This is a genomic window from Bacillus sp. JJ722 (genome assembly GCF_036963345.1).
In the GTDB taxonomy this organism is placed as follows: domain Bacteria; phylum Bacillota; class Bacilli; order Bacillales; family DSM-1321; genus Bacillus_AD.
Genome location: NZ_JBALMO010000021.1, coordinates 1 through 18,125 on the forward strand (window position 1 = coordinate 1; position 18,125 = coordinate 18,125).

At 38.2% G+C, this 18,125-nt stretch carries 15 protein-coding genes; 14 read left to right on the forward strand and 1 reads right to left on the reverse strand.

The window, feature by feature from the left end; genetic code table 11:
- Positions 1-208 precede the first annotated feature (208 nt).
- From V7014_RS03625 to V7014_RS03655, 7 genes are all read left to right on the forward strand, one after another.
- A complete protein-coding gene (locus V7014_RS03625) occupies positions 209-2,194 on the forward strand; it encodes a transporter substrate-binding domain-containing protein (RefSeq protein WP_335504268.1) in 1,986 nt (661 codons plus the stop codon).
- A 4-nt stretch (positions 2,195-2,198) separates the two neighbouring features.
- Complete coding sequence (locus tag V7014_RS03630; RefSeq protein WP_335504271.1) at positions 2,199-3,578, forward strand: sigma-54-dependent transcriptional regulator; 1,380 nt, start codon at positions 2,199-2,201, stop codon at positions 3,576-3,578.
- A 180-nt stretch (positions 3,579-3,758) separates the two neighbouring features.
- Complete coding sequence (locus V7014_RS03635; RefSeq protein WP_335504273.1) at positions 3,759-4,769, forward strand: TAXI family TRAP transporter solute-binding subunit; 1,011 nt, start codon at positions 3,759-3,761, stop codon at positions 4,767-4,769.
- Positions 4,770-4,806: 37 nt separating this feature from the next.
- The gene (locus V7014_RS03640; protein WP_335504275.1) at positions 4,807-5,901 is read left to right on the forward strand and encodes an ABC transporter substrate-binding protein; all 1,095 of its coding nucleotides are present in this window, start codon (positions 4,807-4,809) and stop codon (positions 5,899-5,901) included.
- A gap of 23 nt (positions 5,902-5,924) precedes the next feature.
- Positions 5,925-7,022 carry an ABC transporter ATP-binding protein gene (locus tag V7014_RS03645; protein ID WP_335504277.1) on the forward strand — a complete coding sequence of 366 codons (1,098 nt, stop codon included), beginning with the start codon at positions 5,925-5,927 and terminating at the stop codon, positions 7,020-7,022.
- Positions 6,986-7,921, forward strand: a complete 936-nt coding sequence (locus V7014_RS03650; protein ID WP_335504280.1) for an ABC transporter permease — start codon at positions 6,986-6,988, stop codon at positions 7,919-7,921. The genes V7014_RS03645 and V7014_RS03650 overlap by 37 nt, the downstream gene beginning before the upstream one ends.
- Positions 7,921-8,715: an ABC transporter permease gene (locus tag V7014_RS03655; RefSeq protein ID WP_335504283.1), complete on the forward strand. Its 795-nt coding sequence runs from the start codon at positions 7,921-7,923 to the stop codon at positions 8,713-8,715. The genes V7014_RS03650 and V7014_RS03655 overlap by 1 nt, the downstream gene beginning before the upstream one ends.
- 69 nt (positions 8,716-8,784) lie before the next feature.
- Here V7014_RS03655 and V7014_RS03660 read toward each other — a convergent pair whose 3' ends face one another.
- A complete protein-coding gene (locus tag V7014_RS03660; RefSeq protein WP_335504285.1) occupies positions 8,785-9,456 on the reverse strand; it encodes an aspartate/glutamate racemase family protein in 672 nt (223 codons plus the stop codon).
- Positions 9,457-9,511: 55 nt separating this feature from the next.
- Between V7014_RS03660 and V7014_RS03665 the strand changes: the two genes are divergently transcribed.
- From V7014_RS03665 to V7014_RS03695, 7 genes are all read left to right on the forward strand, one after another.
- Entirely contained in the window at positions 9,512-10,915 is a 1,404-nt protein-coding gene (locus V7014_RS03665; RefSeq protein ID WP_335504287.1) for an FAD-binding oxidoreductase, read from the forward strand.
- The gene (locus tag V7014_RS03670; protein ID WP_335504289.1) at positions 10,916-12,253 is read left to right on the forward strand and encodes a (Fe-S)-binding protein; all 1,338 of its coding nucleotides are present in this window, start codon (positions 10,916-10,918) and stop codon (positions 12,251-12,253) included.
- A 237-nt stretch (positions 12,254-12,490) separates the two neighbouring features.
- Positions 12,491-13,678, forward strand: a complete 1,188-nt coding sequence (locus V7014_RS03675) for a CaiB/BaiF CoA transferase family protein (protein ID WP_335504291.1) — start codon at positions 12,491-12,493, stop codon at positions 13,676-13,678.
- A gap of 386 nt (positions 13,679-14,064) precedes the next feature.
- A complete protein-coding gene (locus tag V7014_RS03680; RefSeq protein WP_335504293.1) occupies positions 14,065-14,823 on the forward strand; it encodes an IclR family transcriptional regulator in 759 nt (252 codons plus the stop codon).
- A 67-nt stretch (positions 14,824-14,890) separates the two neighbouring features.
- Positions 14,891-15,706 (forward strand): enoyl-CoA hydratase/isomerase family protein, encoded by an 816-nt coding sequence (locus V7014_RS03685; protein WP_335504295.1) that lies wholly within the window; start codon positions 14,891-14,893, stop codon positions 15,704-15,706.
- A 38-nt stretch (positions 15,707-15,744) separates the two neighbouring features.
- Positions 15,745-16,893: an acyl-CoA dehydrogenase family protein gene (locus V7014_RS03690; RefSeq protein WP_335504299.1), complete on the forward strand. Its 1,149-nt coding sequence runs from the start codon at positions 15,745-15,747 to the stop codon at positions 16,891-16,893.
- Positions 16,890-17,963, forward strand: a complete 1,074-nt coding sequence (locus tag V7014_RS03695) for an acyl-CoA dehydrogenase family protein (protein ID WP_335504297.1) — start codon at positions 16,890-16,892, stop codon at positions 17,961-17,963. The genes V7014_RS03690 and V7014_RS03695 overlap by 4 nt, the downstream gene beginning before the upstream one ends.
- Positions 17,964-18,125 lie beyond the last annotated feature (162 nt).

Sequence of the window (18,125 nt, forward strand, 5' to 3'; positions counted from 1 at the left end):
AATAGTAACGGACAAGGAATTATTTATAGATATAATTTATCTTATCGTAGTAATACGGTAAGATTTTTTTATTGTGACATATATATTCAAAATATGTAGCTATATAGTCGATTGGTAGTTGGTTTATAATAGAGTAACTGGAAAAATCAGAAGATTAGTAGCTGAATAATTTAACAGACTGATGCTTCTTAGAGAGGAGTATTCGTAAATGATGAGAAATATACTTCGCATTAGTTGTTATATAAGCTTTTTCCTTCTTATTCAAATAGTTTGGCCACCAGAAGGATCGGCAGAAAAGAAAACATATAAAGTGGCTGGCGATTCTGTTCTACCTCCTTTTTCATATACAAATGAGAATGGAAAACTTACGGGAATTAGTATTGATTTAATGGAACAAGTATCGAAAAATAGTAATTTAGATTTTGAATATATTCCAATGAGTATCCAAGAAGCTGAACAGGCTTTGCAAAAAGGGAAGATTGATGCAATTGCAGGAACATCATATAGTTTAGAAAAAGACAGAATATTCGATTTTTCGATTCCGTACTTTACGATGTCAGATTCAATTATCATACCAAAAGAAAGCGTGGGAACTATTCGTGGAATAGCAGATGTTAGGAATTATCATGTCGCGTTGGAAGATGGCACATTTGCCTTAGATACGATGCTCAATATGAGGAATACAAACTTAACGTTAACGACCAATCAGTTCACGGCACTTAAGGCTCTGTTAAATGGGAAAGCAGAAGTGTTTGTGGGGAACAAATGGACAGCAGCTTTTTATTTACAATATTTTAATCAAGATCGTAATTTTATTATTTTAGATGATGTAATGAATACAGCTGATTATGCTATTGCGGTGAAGAATGGTAATGAAGAACTGCTTTCAGTTATTAATGAATCACTTAATACACTGCAAGCGAAAGGTGAAGTAAATGCCTTGGTTGATGAGTGGATTAGGCCACAGCGTCAAGCAGAAATAGCTCGATTAGAATACTTTGTTTCTCTTCTTTTGATAGGTATATCTTTTGCAGCTCTTGTTGTGTTAATCATTTATATCATCAATAAGCGATTGCAGAAAGCGGTGAGTTTACAAACGGGTAAGCTTACACAATTAAATGAAGATTTGCAGCAACAACAGCAAAGAGCGGCTGATAGCAATGCATTTAAAGAGCAAATATTGAACAATATCGATACGGGTATAGTTACGTTAGACATCGATTTAAAGATTACGAGCTGCAATGCTCAAGCATTAGAAATGTTACAGCTGAATAATATACTACCACTTGATCTTCAATACTCTTATTTATTAGAGCAATTATTACAACATTATAATTTGGAGCATTCCGAAAAAGAATATTCCGTTTCTCGAGTGCTTGAAGTAACTCAAAATGGTAGTAAGCAAGTCATTTATTATCGCATGCTAGAAATGTTTGATTCACAACAGCAGCAAACAGGTTATTTACTATCTATGAATGATGAAACAGAAAAGAAAAATCTTGAACAAAAGCTGATTACACAAGAAAAGCTACATGCACTTGGACAATTGGTAGCAGGTGTAGCCCATGAAATTCGCAATCCTTTAACATCTATAAAAGCTTTTATCGATATGTTACCTAGTAAATACGATCGACCTAAATTTCGTGAAGTAATTATTGAACATTTACCTGCCGAAGTGAATAGACTCAATATGATTGTTACGGATTTAGTTGATTATGCGAGACCAAGACCACCTAATAAACAACAGTATTCAGCCAATGAACTCACATCATTGCTTACATTTCTTCAAGTAACTATTGATAAAAAAAGGATTACACTAGAGCAATCATTAAATCATAATCTTGTCTTTTATATTGATCCACAACAAATTCGCCAAGTTTTACTGAATTTATTATTGAATGCTATTGATGCAGTAGAAGATGCTGAAGAGAAACGAATTACAATCTCATTAGAAACAGCAGAAGAGGGGATGGGGGAAATTATGATTTCTGATACAGGTAAAGGAATGAAACCTGAAGAGTTGAATCATATTTTTGAACCATTCTATACAAGTAAAGAAAAAGGAGTAGGGTTAGGTTTAACATTGTCATATAACCTTGTTAAAGAAAATAATGGAGACATACAAGTGAGTAGTCAGCCTAATCAAGGAACTGTGTTTACGGTTAAATTACCTTTGTGTCAAAAGGAGTTGTAAATAAATGAAGCCAAGTGTACTAATTATTGATGATGAACAAGCAATCTGTGCTTCTCTTAGCTTTGCATTAGAAGATGACTATCTTATTGAAACAACGACAAATCCATCAGAAGGATTACACATAATAGAGAATAAATCCATTGATATTGTATTACTAGATCTTCGTATTGGTAGTCACAACGGCATCGATATACTTCAGGAAATTAAGCAACAAGCACCTTTAACTACAGTTATTATGATGACAGCTTATGCTTCTATTGAATCCTCTATCGATGCTATTAAAAAGGGAGCCTATTACTATATCGAAAAACCGATCAATATGGAAGAATTGCATTTGCTATTAATGAGGGCAGTTGAATATAAGCAAATGTCGAATGAGATTGAAACACTACATGAAGAATTGGAACAAAGAAAAGGATATGATCATTTTTTAGGTAAGAGCAAAGCGATGCAGCAAGTATTCTCGATGATTGAGCGTATGAAAGATATTGATTCAAGCGTGCTTATTCTAGGTGAAAGTGGAACGGGTAAAGAACTTGTTGCTAGAAATATTCATAATAGTGGTAAGAGAAAAAATGGGCCTATTCAAGTTGTGAATTGTGGAGCCATCCCTGAAGCATTGCTTGAATCAGAATTATTTGGTTACGAAAAAGGAGCGTTTACAGGTGCCACTCAGCGGAAAGAAGGAAAGTGGGTAGCGGCAAACGGAGGTACACTATTTCTAGATGAAATAAGTGAGATGCCCTTGCCTCTTCAGGTTAAACTATTACGAGTATTGCAAGAGCGGGAACTCACCCCTTTAGGATCGAATACGAAGATTACACTTGATGTACGTATTATAAGTGCTGCGAATAAGAATTTAGAGCAAATGGTGAAGGATGGAACGTTTCGTCAAGATTTGTATTTTAGATTGAATGTAATACCAATCTCGATGCCGCCATTGCGAGAGCGAAGAGAGGACTTACCTTTATTAATCGATTATTTCTTGCAGAAATATTGTAAAGAAATGAATCGTGGGAAGAAGTTCTTTTCTAAATCAGCACAAAAGTTATTGTTTGATTATAGCTATCCTGGCAATGTGCGCGAACTGGGGAATATTATCGAGTATTCAGTAGCATTATCGATTGAAGATGAAATAGGAGAGATTGACTTACCACTATCCGTACAAAAACAAGAATCGACGTTCACTATGAGTGACCTTGAAGATGATGGGAATATTAAAGTTCCTATTGGTATTACGATGAAGGAGATTGAAAAAGAAGCTATTGTAGCTACTCTTCATTATTGTGGGAATCATCGTCAAAAAACAGCTCATACCTTGCAGATATCTGAGCGAAGTTTACGGGATAAAATTAAGTTATATGGAATTGAAGATAAGAAATAGTGGAGAAAATGTAAAAATCGGCATAATTTGCAGGCTGAATCGGCAAATTATGCCGATTTTTGTGTTTGTAAATTTGTAGATTTAGTGAAATATCTATTAGGAACGCATTCAAAACATATCTTTTTCAAAATTGGCACAGTTATTGCACTGTTTTATAACAGGAAAGGAGTTTTGAAAGTTATGAGAAACAGACTGCTAATTGTAGCAACACTGATATTCACAGTGTTAATCACAGGATGTGCATCTGCATCGAGTAATCAAGAAACCCCTTCTATTGTTAGAAAATCTCTTCACGAAACGCCTACTTCAAAAGGCACTATTTTTCAAGATGATGTCTTAATTATTGCGACAGGGGATATGTCGGGGGTGTATTTTCCATTAGGACAAGCACTAGCTCAAATATATGAGCAGAAAAACGGGGCAGCAGTTGGTACACAAGTAACGAATGCGTCTGTAGACAATATGTCTTTAGTTAACCAAAAGAAAGCTGAAATAGGATTTGCAACAGCTGATGTATTGGATGAAACAATATCCAAACAACAAAACACATCATCTTTACGTGCGCTCGCAAGCATTTATTCGAATTATATGCAAATCGTTACTACTAAAGCGAGTGGCATTCGTACTTTTGCAGATCTTAAAGGGAAGCGGATTAGTATTGGAAAGGAAGGCAGTGGAACGAAAATAATGGCTGAACGCATTCTTCGTGCAGCAAATATTGCTGAAGAGGATATTCGTCCTTTTACACTATCGTTCTCACAATCTGCTGATGCATTACGGAATGGATCGATTGATGTAGCTTTTTTCTCATCAGGCTTACCAAATCCCGAATTGGCAAAACTAGCATCTGAAATTCCCATTTCGCTTCTATCGATGTCTACTGAATTAGTAAATAAGCTTAATGGAAATTACGATGTGTACACCAATGATGTTATTCCAAGAGAAACGTATCAAGGGTTGGGAGCAGATATTCAAACAGTCGCTGTGCAAAACATCTTATTGACTCATAAAGATGTGTCCGATTTAGAGGCTTATAGGTTAGTAGAGTCGCTTTATTCGAACTTGTCAGCACTTCAAGCAATTCATCCAGCAGCTCAAGGCATTGAACTTTCAAGAGCGATAGCAGACATCCCAATCGAATATCACTCAGGAGCATTAACGTTCTACAAGAAACAAGGAATGATTCATTAATCGATTGATTAAAAGAAAACAAGGGGGGCAATGAAAAATGAAAAAAATGATTAGTGTACTTATTATCATCATGTTGGCTGTTATTTCAGGTTGTGGAGCTCCTACTCCAAAGAAATCAGATGGTTCAAGTGAAAAAGCAAGTGGTGATGTAAATGAAATCACAGTAGCAGGTAATGGTGGTGTGATCGAAAGAGCGGTACGAGATATTATCGGACCACAGTTCGAGAAAGACACAGGAATTAAAGTCAACTATATTGCGGGTCTATCAGGTGAAATTCTATCAAAAGTTGAATTGCAAAAAAATGATCCAAAAATCGATGTAGCATTTTTCGTACCTGTAGATGTAGTACGTGCTCAGGACAAAGATTTAATCGCACCAATTGATGAATCAAATGTAGCAAACATGAAATCGGTTAAGAAAGACTTTATCGCCGTTGAGAATGCAGCTGCTCCAGCATTCGGACTAGTTATTGCACCAGCTTATAACACAGAAACATTTAAGAAAAACAAAATTAAGCCAATTGAGTCTTGGAATGACTTAGCTTCAGATGAGTATAAAGGTAAAACAGCATATGCTGATATTACAAATGACTGGGGTTTCAATACGCTTAACGCATTAGCAATTGCAAACGGTGGAGACATTACGAATATCGAGCCAGGTTTTGAAAAAGCGAAAGAACTAGCAGGATATTCAACGACTTTCTATAAAAACTCTACACAAATGATGCCAGCTATTCAACAAGGTGCTGCGGATATAACAGTTATGGGAAGCTATGCCATTGCTGAATTAGCAACTTCAGGTATTCCAGTAAAAATGGCTGTACCAAAAGAAGGCGTTCCATTACAAGCGTTCAGTGCTTCTCTTGTAAAAGGCACTCCGAAAGAAAAAGCAGCTCTTGAATTCATTAACTATTTAATTGGTGAAGAAGCCCAAAAAGCTATTTCTGAAAAAGGTTTCTATCCAATTGTTGAAGGTTTAGATATTCCAGATAAATATAAAGAATCTATCGGTTTAACAGAAAAAGATAAAACATTCAAACCAGATTTCGCAAAATTTGCCGAAGTTCGTGCTACTTATTCAGATCGCTGGGCGAAAGAAGTAACACCAGAATTAAAGAAATTACTTAAATAAGGCAGAAAAGGGGAGCAGAGTCTATGCAGGCAATAAAAAACGATGTACAAATCAAAGGCGCATTTAAACAATTTGGATCAAACGTTGTTCTTGATGGAATCGATTTAGAAGTTAAACAGGGTGAATTGCTCACCCTGCTTGGTCCTTCTGGTTGTGGGAAAACAACAACATTAAACCTAATAGCAGGGTTTCTAGAAGCAGATTCTGGAGAGGTATTCATTAAAGGGAAAAATGTAACGAAGATACCACCTTATAAGCGTGATTTAGGTATGGTATTCCAAACATATTCTTTATTTCCTCATATGACTGTTTATGAAAATCTAAGCTTCGGTTTAAAACTACGTAAAGTACCTAAAGCTGACCAAGACAAGAAGATTTCACGTTCTCTTGAACTGGTGAAAATGTTAGGTTTAGAACACCGTTATCCTCGTGAATTATCGGGTGGTCAACGTCAACGTGTAGCCATTGCTCGTGCCCTTGTTGTGGAACCGGAATTGCTATTGCTAGATGAGCCTCTTTCTAACTTAGATGCGAAGTTACGTCATGAGCTTCGTACTGAAATTAAACGTCTTCAAAAGGAAATCGGCGTTACAACTATCTTTGTAACGCATGACCAAGAAGAAGCGCTATCGATGTCAGACCGAGTAGTTGTTATGAATGGCGGGAAAATTGAACAAATCAGTACGCCAACGGAAATTTATAATCATCCTAAAACAGAGTTTGTATTTAACTTCATTGGTAAATCAAATTCGTTTGAAGGCAAGATTGTATCGGTGAATAATCAAAAAATCACCGTACAAATGTCTGAAGATGTGTTTCATGTAGATGTAGATAATATTTTAGGCACAGATCGTGCTTGCCGTATAGGTGATGAGGTGAAATTATACATTCGACCAGAGAAAATTCAAATTGAATCTAATGGAAATGGATCAAAACCAAATCATTTGCATAAAGCAACAATTACTCAAATGAACTATTTAGGTACGGCATGGGAAATAGATGTAGCGATGTCAGGTAAGTCATTGCAGATCTTAACGCCAGCTTATGATTCTGCTTGGCAGGTAGGAAGTGAGGTGTACGTGGGATGGAGTCCTTCAGAAACTATGCTAATGAAGAAGTAAATACAGAAGGTAACCCGAAAAAAATAGTAAAGAGAAAGAAAAAAAGAAGCTGGACACCAGGTTTGCTTTTGCTAACACCAATTCTACTCTTTCTATTTGGTTTCTTTATCGTACCGATGCTTTACATTCTTTACTTGAGTTTTATTTCGACAGACAATATCGATGCATCAGATGCAGTCTATAGTCTAAAGAATTACACGCAAATTTTTACGGACCCTTACTATTTAAATTCTTTATGGATTACGGTAAAAATCAGCTTATATACAGTGGGTTTATCACTATTATTGGCGTATCCAGTTGCATTAACAATGGCGAAAAGCTCGCCTCGCGTTCGAGGATATATCGCATTATTAATTGCATCACCGCTTTTGGTTAGTGTTGTAGTTCGTAACTTTGGTTGGTACTTATTACTGCTTCCGAATGGAACTATAAATCAAGCGCTACTCGATTTAGGCCTGATCAATGCACCACTTGAACTATTGTTCTCGGAAATTGGTGTTGTTATTGGTCTTTCAAATGCGTATTTACCATTTATGATTTTAGCCATTGCAACAAGTTTGTATAATATTGATCCATCATTAGAGAAAGCAAGTGCGATTCTTGGAGCAAGTCCGATGCGCAATTTCTTCTCTGTTACATTGCCGCTAAGCTTACCAGGTATTGTTTCTGGCTGTGTGTTAGTATTCAGTCTTTCTATGAGTGCCTATGTTACACCTTCTCTTATGGGAGGAGCGAACGTACCAATGATGCCAGTTGTAGCATATGACCAAATTAACAACTTATTACGTTGGACATTTGGATCTGCTATTTCATATGTTCTATTAGCAACAACGCTTGTTATCGTAATGCTCTTTACGCGCGGCTTTGAGTTGAGCAAGTTTAAGGAGGTATTCCGATAATGAAGAGTTTAAGTTCACTTCGCCTTATGGTCGCGATTATCAGTATCATTTACATCTTGCTTCCGCTAATTGTTGTTATCCCAGCTTCATTTACAAGTGCGAGCTATCCGAGTTTTCCACCAGAGGGGTTCTCTATTCAGTGGTATACGGCATTGTTAGATCGTCCTGAGTTTACGGAAGCGTTATTAAATAGTGTCAAGTTTGCTTTATTAGCAGCTTTCTTCTCTGTATTATTTGGCACACTTGGCGCATTAGCGATTGCAAAGTATGATATTCCGGGTAAATCATATATTACATCTTTGCTTACGGCACCTTTAAGTGTTCCACAGCTTGTACTTGGTATCGCATTACTTATTTACTTTACACCATTAATGCTTGCTGGAACTTCGACTGGTTTTTTATTAGCGCATATCGTTATTTGTATTCCTTACGTTATCCGACTAGTGTTAACAGGACTTAGTGGTTTTGATTATAATTTGGAGCGAGCGGCAGCCATACTTGGCGCAAGCCCCATAACAGTATTTTGGAAAGTAACACTTCCACTAATACGTCCAGCTATTATTTCGGGAGCGCTATTTGCCTTTTTAACATCCTTTGATAATGTAACAATTTCATTGTTTATGGTGTCATCGGATATGCGTACACTGCCAATCGAGATTTTCTCTCAGATGCAAGATTCATATAATCCAATCGTGGCATCCGTCTCTAGTGTAGTAATCTTTATTTCGATTATTTTGATTGTCATTCTAGAGAAACTGCAAGGAGTAGGGAAGGCTTTTGGAGGTACTCATTAAGTAAAAGAGTCTTATATATGTGAAACATTGCTCCGTAGTAGTTCTTATTCTACTGCGGAGCATTCGTATTTAAGAATGCGTACTGCGTAAATAGGCAACGCACCTTTTTGCTGAAGCAAGTGGAGCTGTCAGAATAGGAACAGTTGTCTGCACTTGGTCTGCTACATGTTCCATGCTGTATTGCGATAGAACAATCACATCCACTTTACCATCCATTGCAAGAATCATATTGCGCACTCTTTCATCATGGTCTTCTTGTCGGCCTTGAGAAAGGAAGTGGATGATTCCGGGATCTACTTGAGATTCTATGATAATCTCGGGATTTTTCTCTTTCAGATAACGAGACAGAGCAACAGGTGTCTCACGAACAGTTGAAATTAAACCGACACGCTTGTAAGCCAGTGCTGTATCTAGCATCGCTTCGTCAGAACGAAAGAGTTTAACATCGTAAAGAGGTTGAATAACATAGGTAAGTGTATTGAAAGCTGAACAAGTTAGTTGGATGGCATCAACATTTGATTGAATAGCTAGGTTGATTAGTAGAGAAAACCGACGAGTAATATCAGCGGTAAGCGATCCGCTTTGTTCAAGTAATTCTAGTAAACCAGTATCCATAAAATGCAGCAGTTCAACATCTGGTGCTTCTTTATGGAAGGCTTGTTCAATTGGATTTAAAGCAGTTGTAGTGGCGTGAATACATGCTACTTTCATAATAATCCCTCCTAAATATAATATTACCATTATATCGACGGGCGAATTGGTAAGCTATTAAGTAAATCAAAGGAAGTGACCTTAGATGGAACAAGAAATACTAGAGAAAATGAAAAATATAGTCTCGCAGGAACGAATTTTTCTTGATCTATCAGAGAGATATTCGTATAGCTATGATGCGTCTTTCGGACAGTATTTACCGGATATAGTTATCCAACCGAAAAATACCGTTGAAATCAGTGAGCTAGTTAAGCTGGCAAATAAATATAAAATCCCTGTGTATCCTCGTGGATCAGGCACATCGCTTAGTGGTGGTCCGCTTCCTGTTAAAGGGGGCATGGTATTAGATATGTCTCAAATGAATAAGAAACTAGAAATTGATCGGGAGAATATGCTAGCGATTGTTTCACCAGGTGTTATTACGGCGACGTTACATAATAAAGCCGAAGAAGTAGGTTTATTTTATCCGCCAGACCCTAGTAGCTCCAATGTGGCAACCATCGGTGGGAATCTATTAGAAAATTCGAGTGGCCCTAAAGGATTAAAGTATGGAACAACGAAAGAATATGTCATTGGATTAGAAGTTGTTACGCCAACAGGCGAGATTATTCGAACTGGGGGAAAGACGGTCAAGAATGTTACAGGCTATGATTTAACGAGGCTAATTGTTGGGTCAGAGGGAACTTTAGGGATTGTAACAGAAGCAACGATGCGGCTCATACCAAAACCGTTATCTCGAAAAACGTTGCTAGCCCATTTTGATAAATTAGTAGATTCAGGCCGTGCGATTTCAAATATTTTATCAGCAGGGATTTTGCCAAGTGCTATTGAGTTAATGGATAACGCTTGTATTCGTGCTGTGGAAAACTACAGCTCTTCTGGACTTCCCATCCATGCGGAAGCATTGCTTATTATTGAGGTAGACGGTCATCCCTCTGCTATTGAAGAAGAAATTAAACAATGTGAGATTCTTTGTAAAGAAGTTGGTGCATCTCTTGTGAGTGTGGCGGCGAATGAAGAAGAACGAACGAAAATCTGGCATGCAAGGAAGATGGTTTCACCAGCGATTACACAAATGGGACCAACTAAAATCTCCGAAGATGCAACGGTTCCAAGAAGCCAAATTCCAGCTATGATGGAACGATTAAAGCAAATTCGCGAGAAATATGAATTGAACCTAGTTGTCTTTGGTCACGCTGGAGATGGAAATTTGCATCCGAATATTATTACAGATAAGCGAAACATAGAGGAAATGAAGAAGGTTGAAGATGCCGTTAGTGAAATATTTAAAGCAGCTGTTGAACTAGGTGGTACACTTTCGGGAGAGCATGGTATTGGAACATTGAAATCACCCTATATGGAGATGGAACTTGGTGAAGTAGGCGTCTTAATGATGAAAAAAATTAAAGAAGCTTGGGATCCTAATGACATTCTCAATCCTGGAAAAATTTTTCCGATACCAGGACAAACAAAGGTGGTGCTTACATAAATGGGTAAATTAACGGAACCAGCCTGTAAGCATCCGAATAAAACGGTTCAAAAACTATTAGATGAAACATATGAATGGACAAATCAATGTGTGCAATGTGGTTATTGCTTACCCGCTTGTCCAACCTATGTATCGATGGGGAAAGAATCGGCATCACCTCGTGGAAGAATTAATCTCGTGAAGATGGCTACAGAAGGAAAAATTGATGTAGAAGAGCATTTAGCAGATCCGATTGATTTATGTTTAGGATGTCGGGCGTGTGAAGTGGCATGTCCGGTTGGTGTTCCATATGGGCATATGTTAGAAGTAGCAAAAGAAGCAATTGCTGAAGTCCAAACAAAAGAGAAAAAATCAGGCGCATCTTTGCTGAGAACAACAGCACTGCATCATTTATTTCCTTATCCGAAACGAATGAGAGTCGTCGGAAATATGGTTTGGATCTATCAAAAAACGGGCCTGAATAAACTTGTGCAAAAAACAAAGGTAATGGATAAGATTTCAGAGCCATTAGCGCAAATGGAAAAAATCTTACCTGCTGTTGAATCTCCAAAGCAAAGAATATCTAGAGGAATAGTATTTCCTGCTAAAGGTGTTACGAAAGCACGGGTTGCTTTATTTGTGGGCTGTATTATGGATGCGGTTATGTCGAAAACGAATCGTTTGACCATCGAACTGTTAACATCTGTAGGCTGTGAAGTTGCTATTCCTGAGAAACAAACGTGTTGCGGTGCATTACACGCTCATCAAGGTGCTATAGATAAATCAAGAGAGCTAGCGAAAGCGAATATTCAAGCGTTTCAAGAAAGCGGTGCGGACTATTATGTAAATAATGCAGGTGGATGCGGAGCAGCTTTGAGTGAATACGACCACTTATTAGCACAGGATACGGAGTGGGTCGAATCAGCTCGACAGTTTGTTAATAAATCAAAAGATATTAGCCAACTTCTTTATCAATACGGCCCTCTTCCATTTAAAAAGAACTGGAATGGTATCGTCGTTTATCAAGATTCATGTCATTTAAGAAATGTTCAGAAGGTAAGTAAAGAGCCTCGTATGTTGTTACAATCTATTCCTGGTGCAACGTATGTAGAAATGGAAGGTGCTGATCGTTGCTGTGCTTCAGGCGGTATTTATAATCTCTTGCATTTCGATGAGTCGATGCAAATTCTTGATCATAAAATGGAGAAGGTAAAGGAAGCGAAAGCAACTACTGTCGTGACGGCTAATCCTGGTTGTCACTTACAAATGAGCTTAGGTATTGAAAGGCAAGGATGCTCAAAACAAATACGAAGCTTGCATCTTGTAGATCTATTAGCGGAGGTTTGTGGGTTTGAATGATAGAATGCGGAATATAAGAAGTTTTGCAGAACCCTTTAAGAGGTTGGTTGACAATCAATCTTTTAAAGGGTTTTTGTTGATTTTTAAAGATAAAGGTCGAAAAGTATTTTAAGGGTTTATATTGAATTTATGGTAAAATATTGATTATCGAGATGTTATACCGATTATCGGTATAACATCTCGTGAATAAAAATGAAATGGAGTTGTTCTAGATAAAGAAATTTGGAGGGATACATTTTGAACGTACCGTTAACGGATATTAAGGTTTTGGATTTGTCTCGAATTTATGCTGCTCCAGCTGGTTCCATGATATTAGGCGATTTAGGTGCAGATGTGATTCGAATTGAATCACCAAAGGGTACAGATAGCATGCGCGATTGGGCTCCATATGTTGGTAGTGAAAGTACATACTACTTTACAGCTAATCGAAATAAACGCTCGGTTACGCTTGATTTGAAGACTAAAGAGGGCAAAGATCTTTTATTAGAACTCGTCAAAAAAGCGGATGTTGTCATTGAAAACTTTAAAACAGGTACGCTAGATCGGTTAGGTATTGGTTACAAGGAATTAGAGAAAGTAAATCCTGCTATTATCCTTTGTTCTGTTACTGGATATGGTCAAACAGGTCCGTATCGAGAAGAGCCGGGTTTTGATCCTGTCATTCAAGCAATTGGCGGTTTGATGGATATAACGGGTAAGCGGGATGATGAACCAACAAGGGTAGGCGTTCCGGTCGTTGATATGTTCAGCTCACTGTATGTTGTAATCAGTATTTTGTCTGCAATAAGACAAAGAGATCAAGGTGGAGAAGGGCAGCACATTGATATCTCGTTACTAGATGTACAAATGAGTTCGCTTGCGAATATTGCAAGTATTTTTCTAATGAAGAATGAAGTCACGACGCGAATTGGTAATCAGCATAATAGTGTCGTTCCTTATCAAGTATTTCAGTGCAGTGACCGACCGATGATGATTGCGGTAGGTAATGATGCACAATTTCTAAAGCTATGTGACTTGCTACATCGACCAGAATGGCAAAGCGATGAAAGATATCGAACCAATAGTGCGCGAGTTGCTAATAGAGAGGACATGACGCAGAAGCTTCAGGAAATCTTTATTACAAAGAGTGCGGATGAGTGGTTCCAGTTGCTATCATCATTTGGTATTCCTTCGGGTCCAGTGAACAATGTAGAACAAGCATTCAATCATCCACAAGTACAAGCAAGAGAAATGGTTCAAGAGATTTCTCATCCTACATTAGGAAAAGTCAGATTGGTTCGAAATCCAATTTGCTTTTCAAAAACACCACTCACCATACACAAGCATCCTCCGCTTCTAGGTGAACATACAGAATTATTTCTTCAAGAAGAACTAGGCTTAAGTATGAAAGATATTGAAAGATTACGATCTGAAGGTGTTATTTAACACGTAAATGTCTTACACATAACGATAGCAACAATCCTCATCTATTAAATTACTCAACTCATTAGAATCAACCTACATAAATGTTTGTCCCGTTCTAACTGGCGCTAAGACTCCCACTTCAAAAAGAAAGTAAAAGCGAAGACGTTTAAGTGGGAGATAAAGCGCCAGTAAGAACCCGATTGGTTCAACTAATAATCGGTGGGGGATGGAAGACCCCCCACCGATTAAAGTTTCACTTTATATAAGTATGAAAACATGACTCAAAACAGTTGGTATTTGCATAAAAGTTTTTTTGTAAATAGTGACACCTATTGCGATTATGAAGTAATTCGTCCTTTTCATACGAAATCATATATTACTATTTTAAATTTGGAGTGGGTGTGTACATGTCAAAAGAAGATTCTATGCAAACCATCAGTCGTGCTATCACTATATTGAAAGCATTTTCCCGTAAAGACAAAGAATTATCACTAGCTGATCTTCACCGAAAGTTAGGGTTATCTAAATCAAGTCTTCAAAGAATATTAAATACGCTCATACAATATGGAATGATTGAAAAAAATGAGGAAAGAAAGACATATCAGCTAGGTATGGAACTTTACTTTCTTGGCAATCTAGTTGAATTGAATTCTAGCTTGCTATCAATTGCTAAACCGTATATGAGTAGGTTAAATAGTTTATTCAATGAGACGGTCTCTTTAAGTATTATTGATCAAAATCAAAGGAAATGTATTGGCTATGTGGCAAGTCATCATGAATTAAGAAGCCTTACCTATATTGGACAATACTCTCCTTTATATGCGGGAGCATCCGCTAAGTGTTTGATGGCATTTCTTCCTGAAGATGACCTTGCAAAATTATTACAATCTATTGAATTGCAGGCCATTACACAAGAAACGATTATTGATAAAGCATATTTGCAGCAAGAGTTAATAAAGATTCGTAAGCAAGGGTACGCCATTAGTAATGGTGAACGGGTAATTGGAGCCTTTTCCATTAGTGCACCTATTAGGGATCGCTTTCAACAAATTATCGCGACTGTTTCCTTAATGATTCCGACTGTTCGTATTAACGAGTCAGAAGTAGAAACGTATATTCAACATGTTAAAGAAACGGCTGAAATGATATCTCAACAATTGTCTTAATACAACACTTTCAATAGACACTATTTACTTGAATGTTAAAAAAAACGTAGAAATAGGATGTGACGTAATGACAGATTTATTGTTTGAAGTGAAAGACGGTATCGCGACGATTACTTTAAATCGTCCAGAAGCCCGCAACGCATTTAGTGTAGAAATGATTGAACTATGGATTAAAGCACTTGAAGAAGTGAGAGATAACGATGACATTCGTGTATTGGTGATCACAGGTAACGGTAAGGCGTTCTGTGCAGGTGGAGATATAAAATCAATGCAAAAAGGCTTAGGTTTTCTTGATTTAAATGGGCGTGAAGAAGATTTTTCAACAACGGGTTTAGCAAGAAAGAATAGTTTATGGAAGCATGTTCAACGTATTCCATTACTAATGGAGGAAATCGATAAACCAACGATTGCGGCAATTAACGGTGATGCCATTGGAGCAGGCTTAGATATGACGCTGCAATGTGATCTACGTATTGCTTCAAGCCAAGCGCGATTTGGGGAAGGTTATGTGAAAGTAGGGATTGTACCAGGAGATGGTGGTGGATATTATCTGCCGCGATTAATAGGTCTTGATAAAGCACTTGAATTATTATGGACAGGAAGAATTATCGATGTAGAAGAAGCGAGCCAATTAGGGTTGATTACAAGATATGTTGCCCATGATGACTTAATGGATGAAGTGAACAAATTAGCAACTACGTTTGCGGAGGGGCCACAACAAGCTATTCGATTGATTAAACGCACAGTCTACCAAGGACAAAGAACGGATTTACGTACATCACTGGATATGGTTTCTTCTTTTATGGGATTGGTGACTGAGCATCCAGATTATGAAGAAGGTATGAATGCCATCATTGAGAAGCGCAAGCCAAAATTTCAATAACGTATATTGGTGTGAAAAATCGGGGGTGAATCGTTTTGATGAAAGGTTTGGAATTGAATTCAGTGCAGTTATCGGAACAAGCAGAGCAATTAAGGCACGAAGTGAGAGCTTTTCTAAAGAAAGAAATGGAGGAAGGAAGCTTTGTGCCTCATTGCGATTCATGGCTAAGTAAAGCTGAACCAGAATTTAGTCGAAAATTAGGTCAGAAAGGATGGCTTGGTATGACTTGGCCAAAACAATATGGTGGAGCTGAACGGTCAGCTTTAGAGCGCTATGTTGTTACCGAAGAATTATTAGCTTTTGGGGCGCCTGTTGCAGCTCACTGGTTTGCAGATCGCCAATCAGGCCCGCTATTACTTCGTTACGGAACGGAAGAGCAAAGGAGACAGATTCTACCTGGAATTGTACGCGGTGAAACCTATTTCGCCATCGGGCTTAGTGAACCTAATACAGGCTCGGATTTAGCCTCTATCTCAACAACTGCTAAAAAAGTAGACGGAGGTTGGTTGTTGAACGGTAGCAAAGTTTGGACGAGTGGTGCTCATTATTCACATTATATGGTGACATTGTGTCGTACAGCAGTCAAAACAGATAAAAAGCATGACGGATTGAGTCAATTGATAGTAGATTTATCTGCTGACGGAGTAACAATTCGCCCGATTCGACTCATGACAGGCGAGCATCATTTTAATGAAGTTATTTTAGAAGATGTATTTATTCCTGATGGCATGGCGATTGGTAATATTGGTGATGGCTGGAAGCAAAGTATGGCTGAGTTAGCGTATGAACGCAGTGGTCCAGAGCGTTTTTTAAGTACTTTTCCATTGTTTACAGAGCTAATTAGAGTGTTGCAACAACGTCCTTCTAATGAAATGGCAAATGTTGCGATAGGACAACTTGTTGCCCGATTGACGACTTTGCGTGAAATGTCATTAGGAGTAGCTGGTTTATTAGAGCAAGGTGTTACGCCAGATATAACAGCTGCATTAGTTAAAGATTTAGGTACGCATTTTGAGAGTCAAATCGGTGAAACTGCTCGGTTACTCGTATCTGTGGGAGAACCTGTCCCTTCTGTTTATAAAAGCATGTTAGCCACAGCCATCTTGCATTCACCAGGATATACTCTTCGCGGCGGAACAACGGAAATCTTACGTGGCATTATAGCGAAGGGGGTTGGAATTCGATGAATGAAATTAGTCAAATCATTAAAAAAACAGCCGAGAAAATCATGCAAGATTTATGCACGAAAGAGGTGTTAGAGCGTGCTGAACGAGGCGTATGTCCAACCGAATTGTGGGCGACGTTGGTCGAGACAGGTTTGACTTCAATAGGCATTCCAGAAGAGTCGGGTGGATCAGGTGGTAGTATAGCGGACGCATTTGCCGTATTACGCATTGCTGGAAAGTTCGCTGCACCGATTCCCATTGCTGAAACGCTAACGGCCAATTGGATTTTAGCTAAAGCGAGGATGACATTAATAGAGCAGCCAGCTACAGTAGTTCTCAATCAGCATGGTCTTACTTTTAACCAAACAGCCACTGGCTGGAACGTGTCAGGCTCGGCTTATAATGTACCGTGGGCTGCATGTGCAGAATCTATACTAATCATTGGCCGTTATGGGCAAGAGACCATGTTAGGCGTTATTGATTCTAAAGCTTGTCAAATTGAATATGGTGAAAATCTAGCAGGTGAACCAAGAAATACGGTAATTTTGAATGATGTGGATGTTCCTGATCATCAAGTCTGTAGACTAGAAGATTTTACAGAAGAGAAATGGATGTTTGAGGGAGCTCTTGTACGTGCAATCCAAATGACAGGTGCGCTTGAAAGAATGTTAGACTTAACGGTAATGTATTCAACCGAGCGCATTCAGTTTGGACGTCCAATTGCGAGATTCCAAGCGGTTCAACAACAAATCGCCGTTTTAACTGGAGAAGTAATAGCGGCAAGTGCCATTACGGAGTTAGCCGTCAAAGCTTTTGAAGCGGGAACTGGTGAGCAACAAATTATGTCAGCGAAAATCAGAGTAGGTGAAGCAGTAAGTAAAGGCGTGCCTATTGCGCATCAAATACATGGTGCTATAGGGTTTACGGATGAACATGCCTTACAACATAGTACGAGAAGGCTTTGGGCATGGAGAGATGAGTTTGGTAATGAAAGTTATTGGGCAAATCGGTTAGGCGCTACTGCGCTGGAAGCTGGAGCGGATGGATTATGGCCCTTCATAACGTCAATGAATCGACAATTAGAAGCATGATAGAACAATAAAGTTTAGGATAAGTAAAAGTCTTCTCTTTGATTTATGTGGAGAGGACTTTTTTCAGTTTAAGAAAGCAACATCGAATCGACTGCCGTCTCTTTGGTCCATACGGAGCTAACCAGGCGCTTCCGCTTTTCTTTTTGTCTAGCTCCAGCGCCC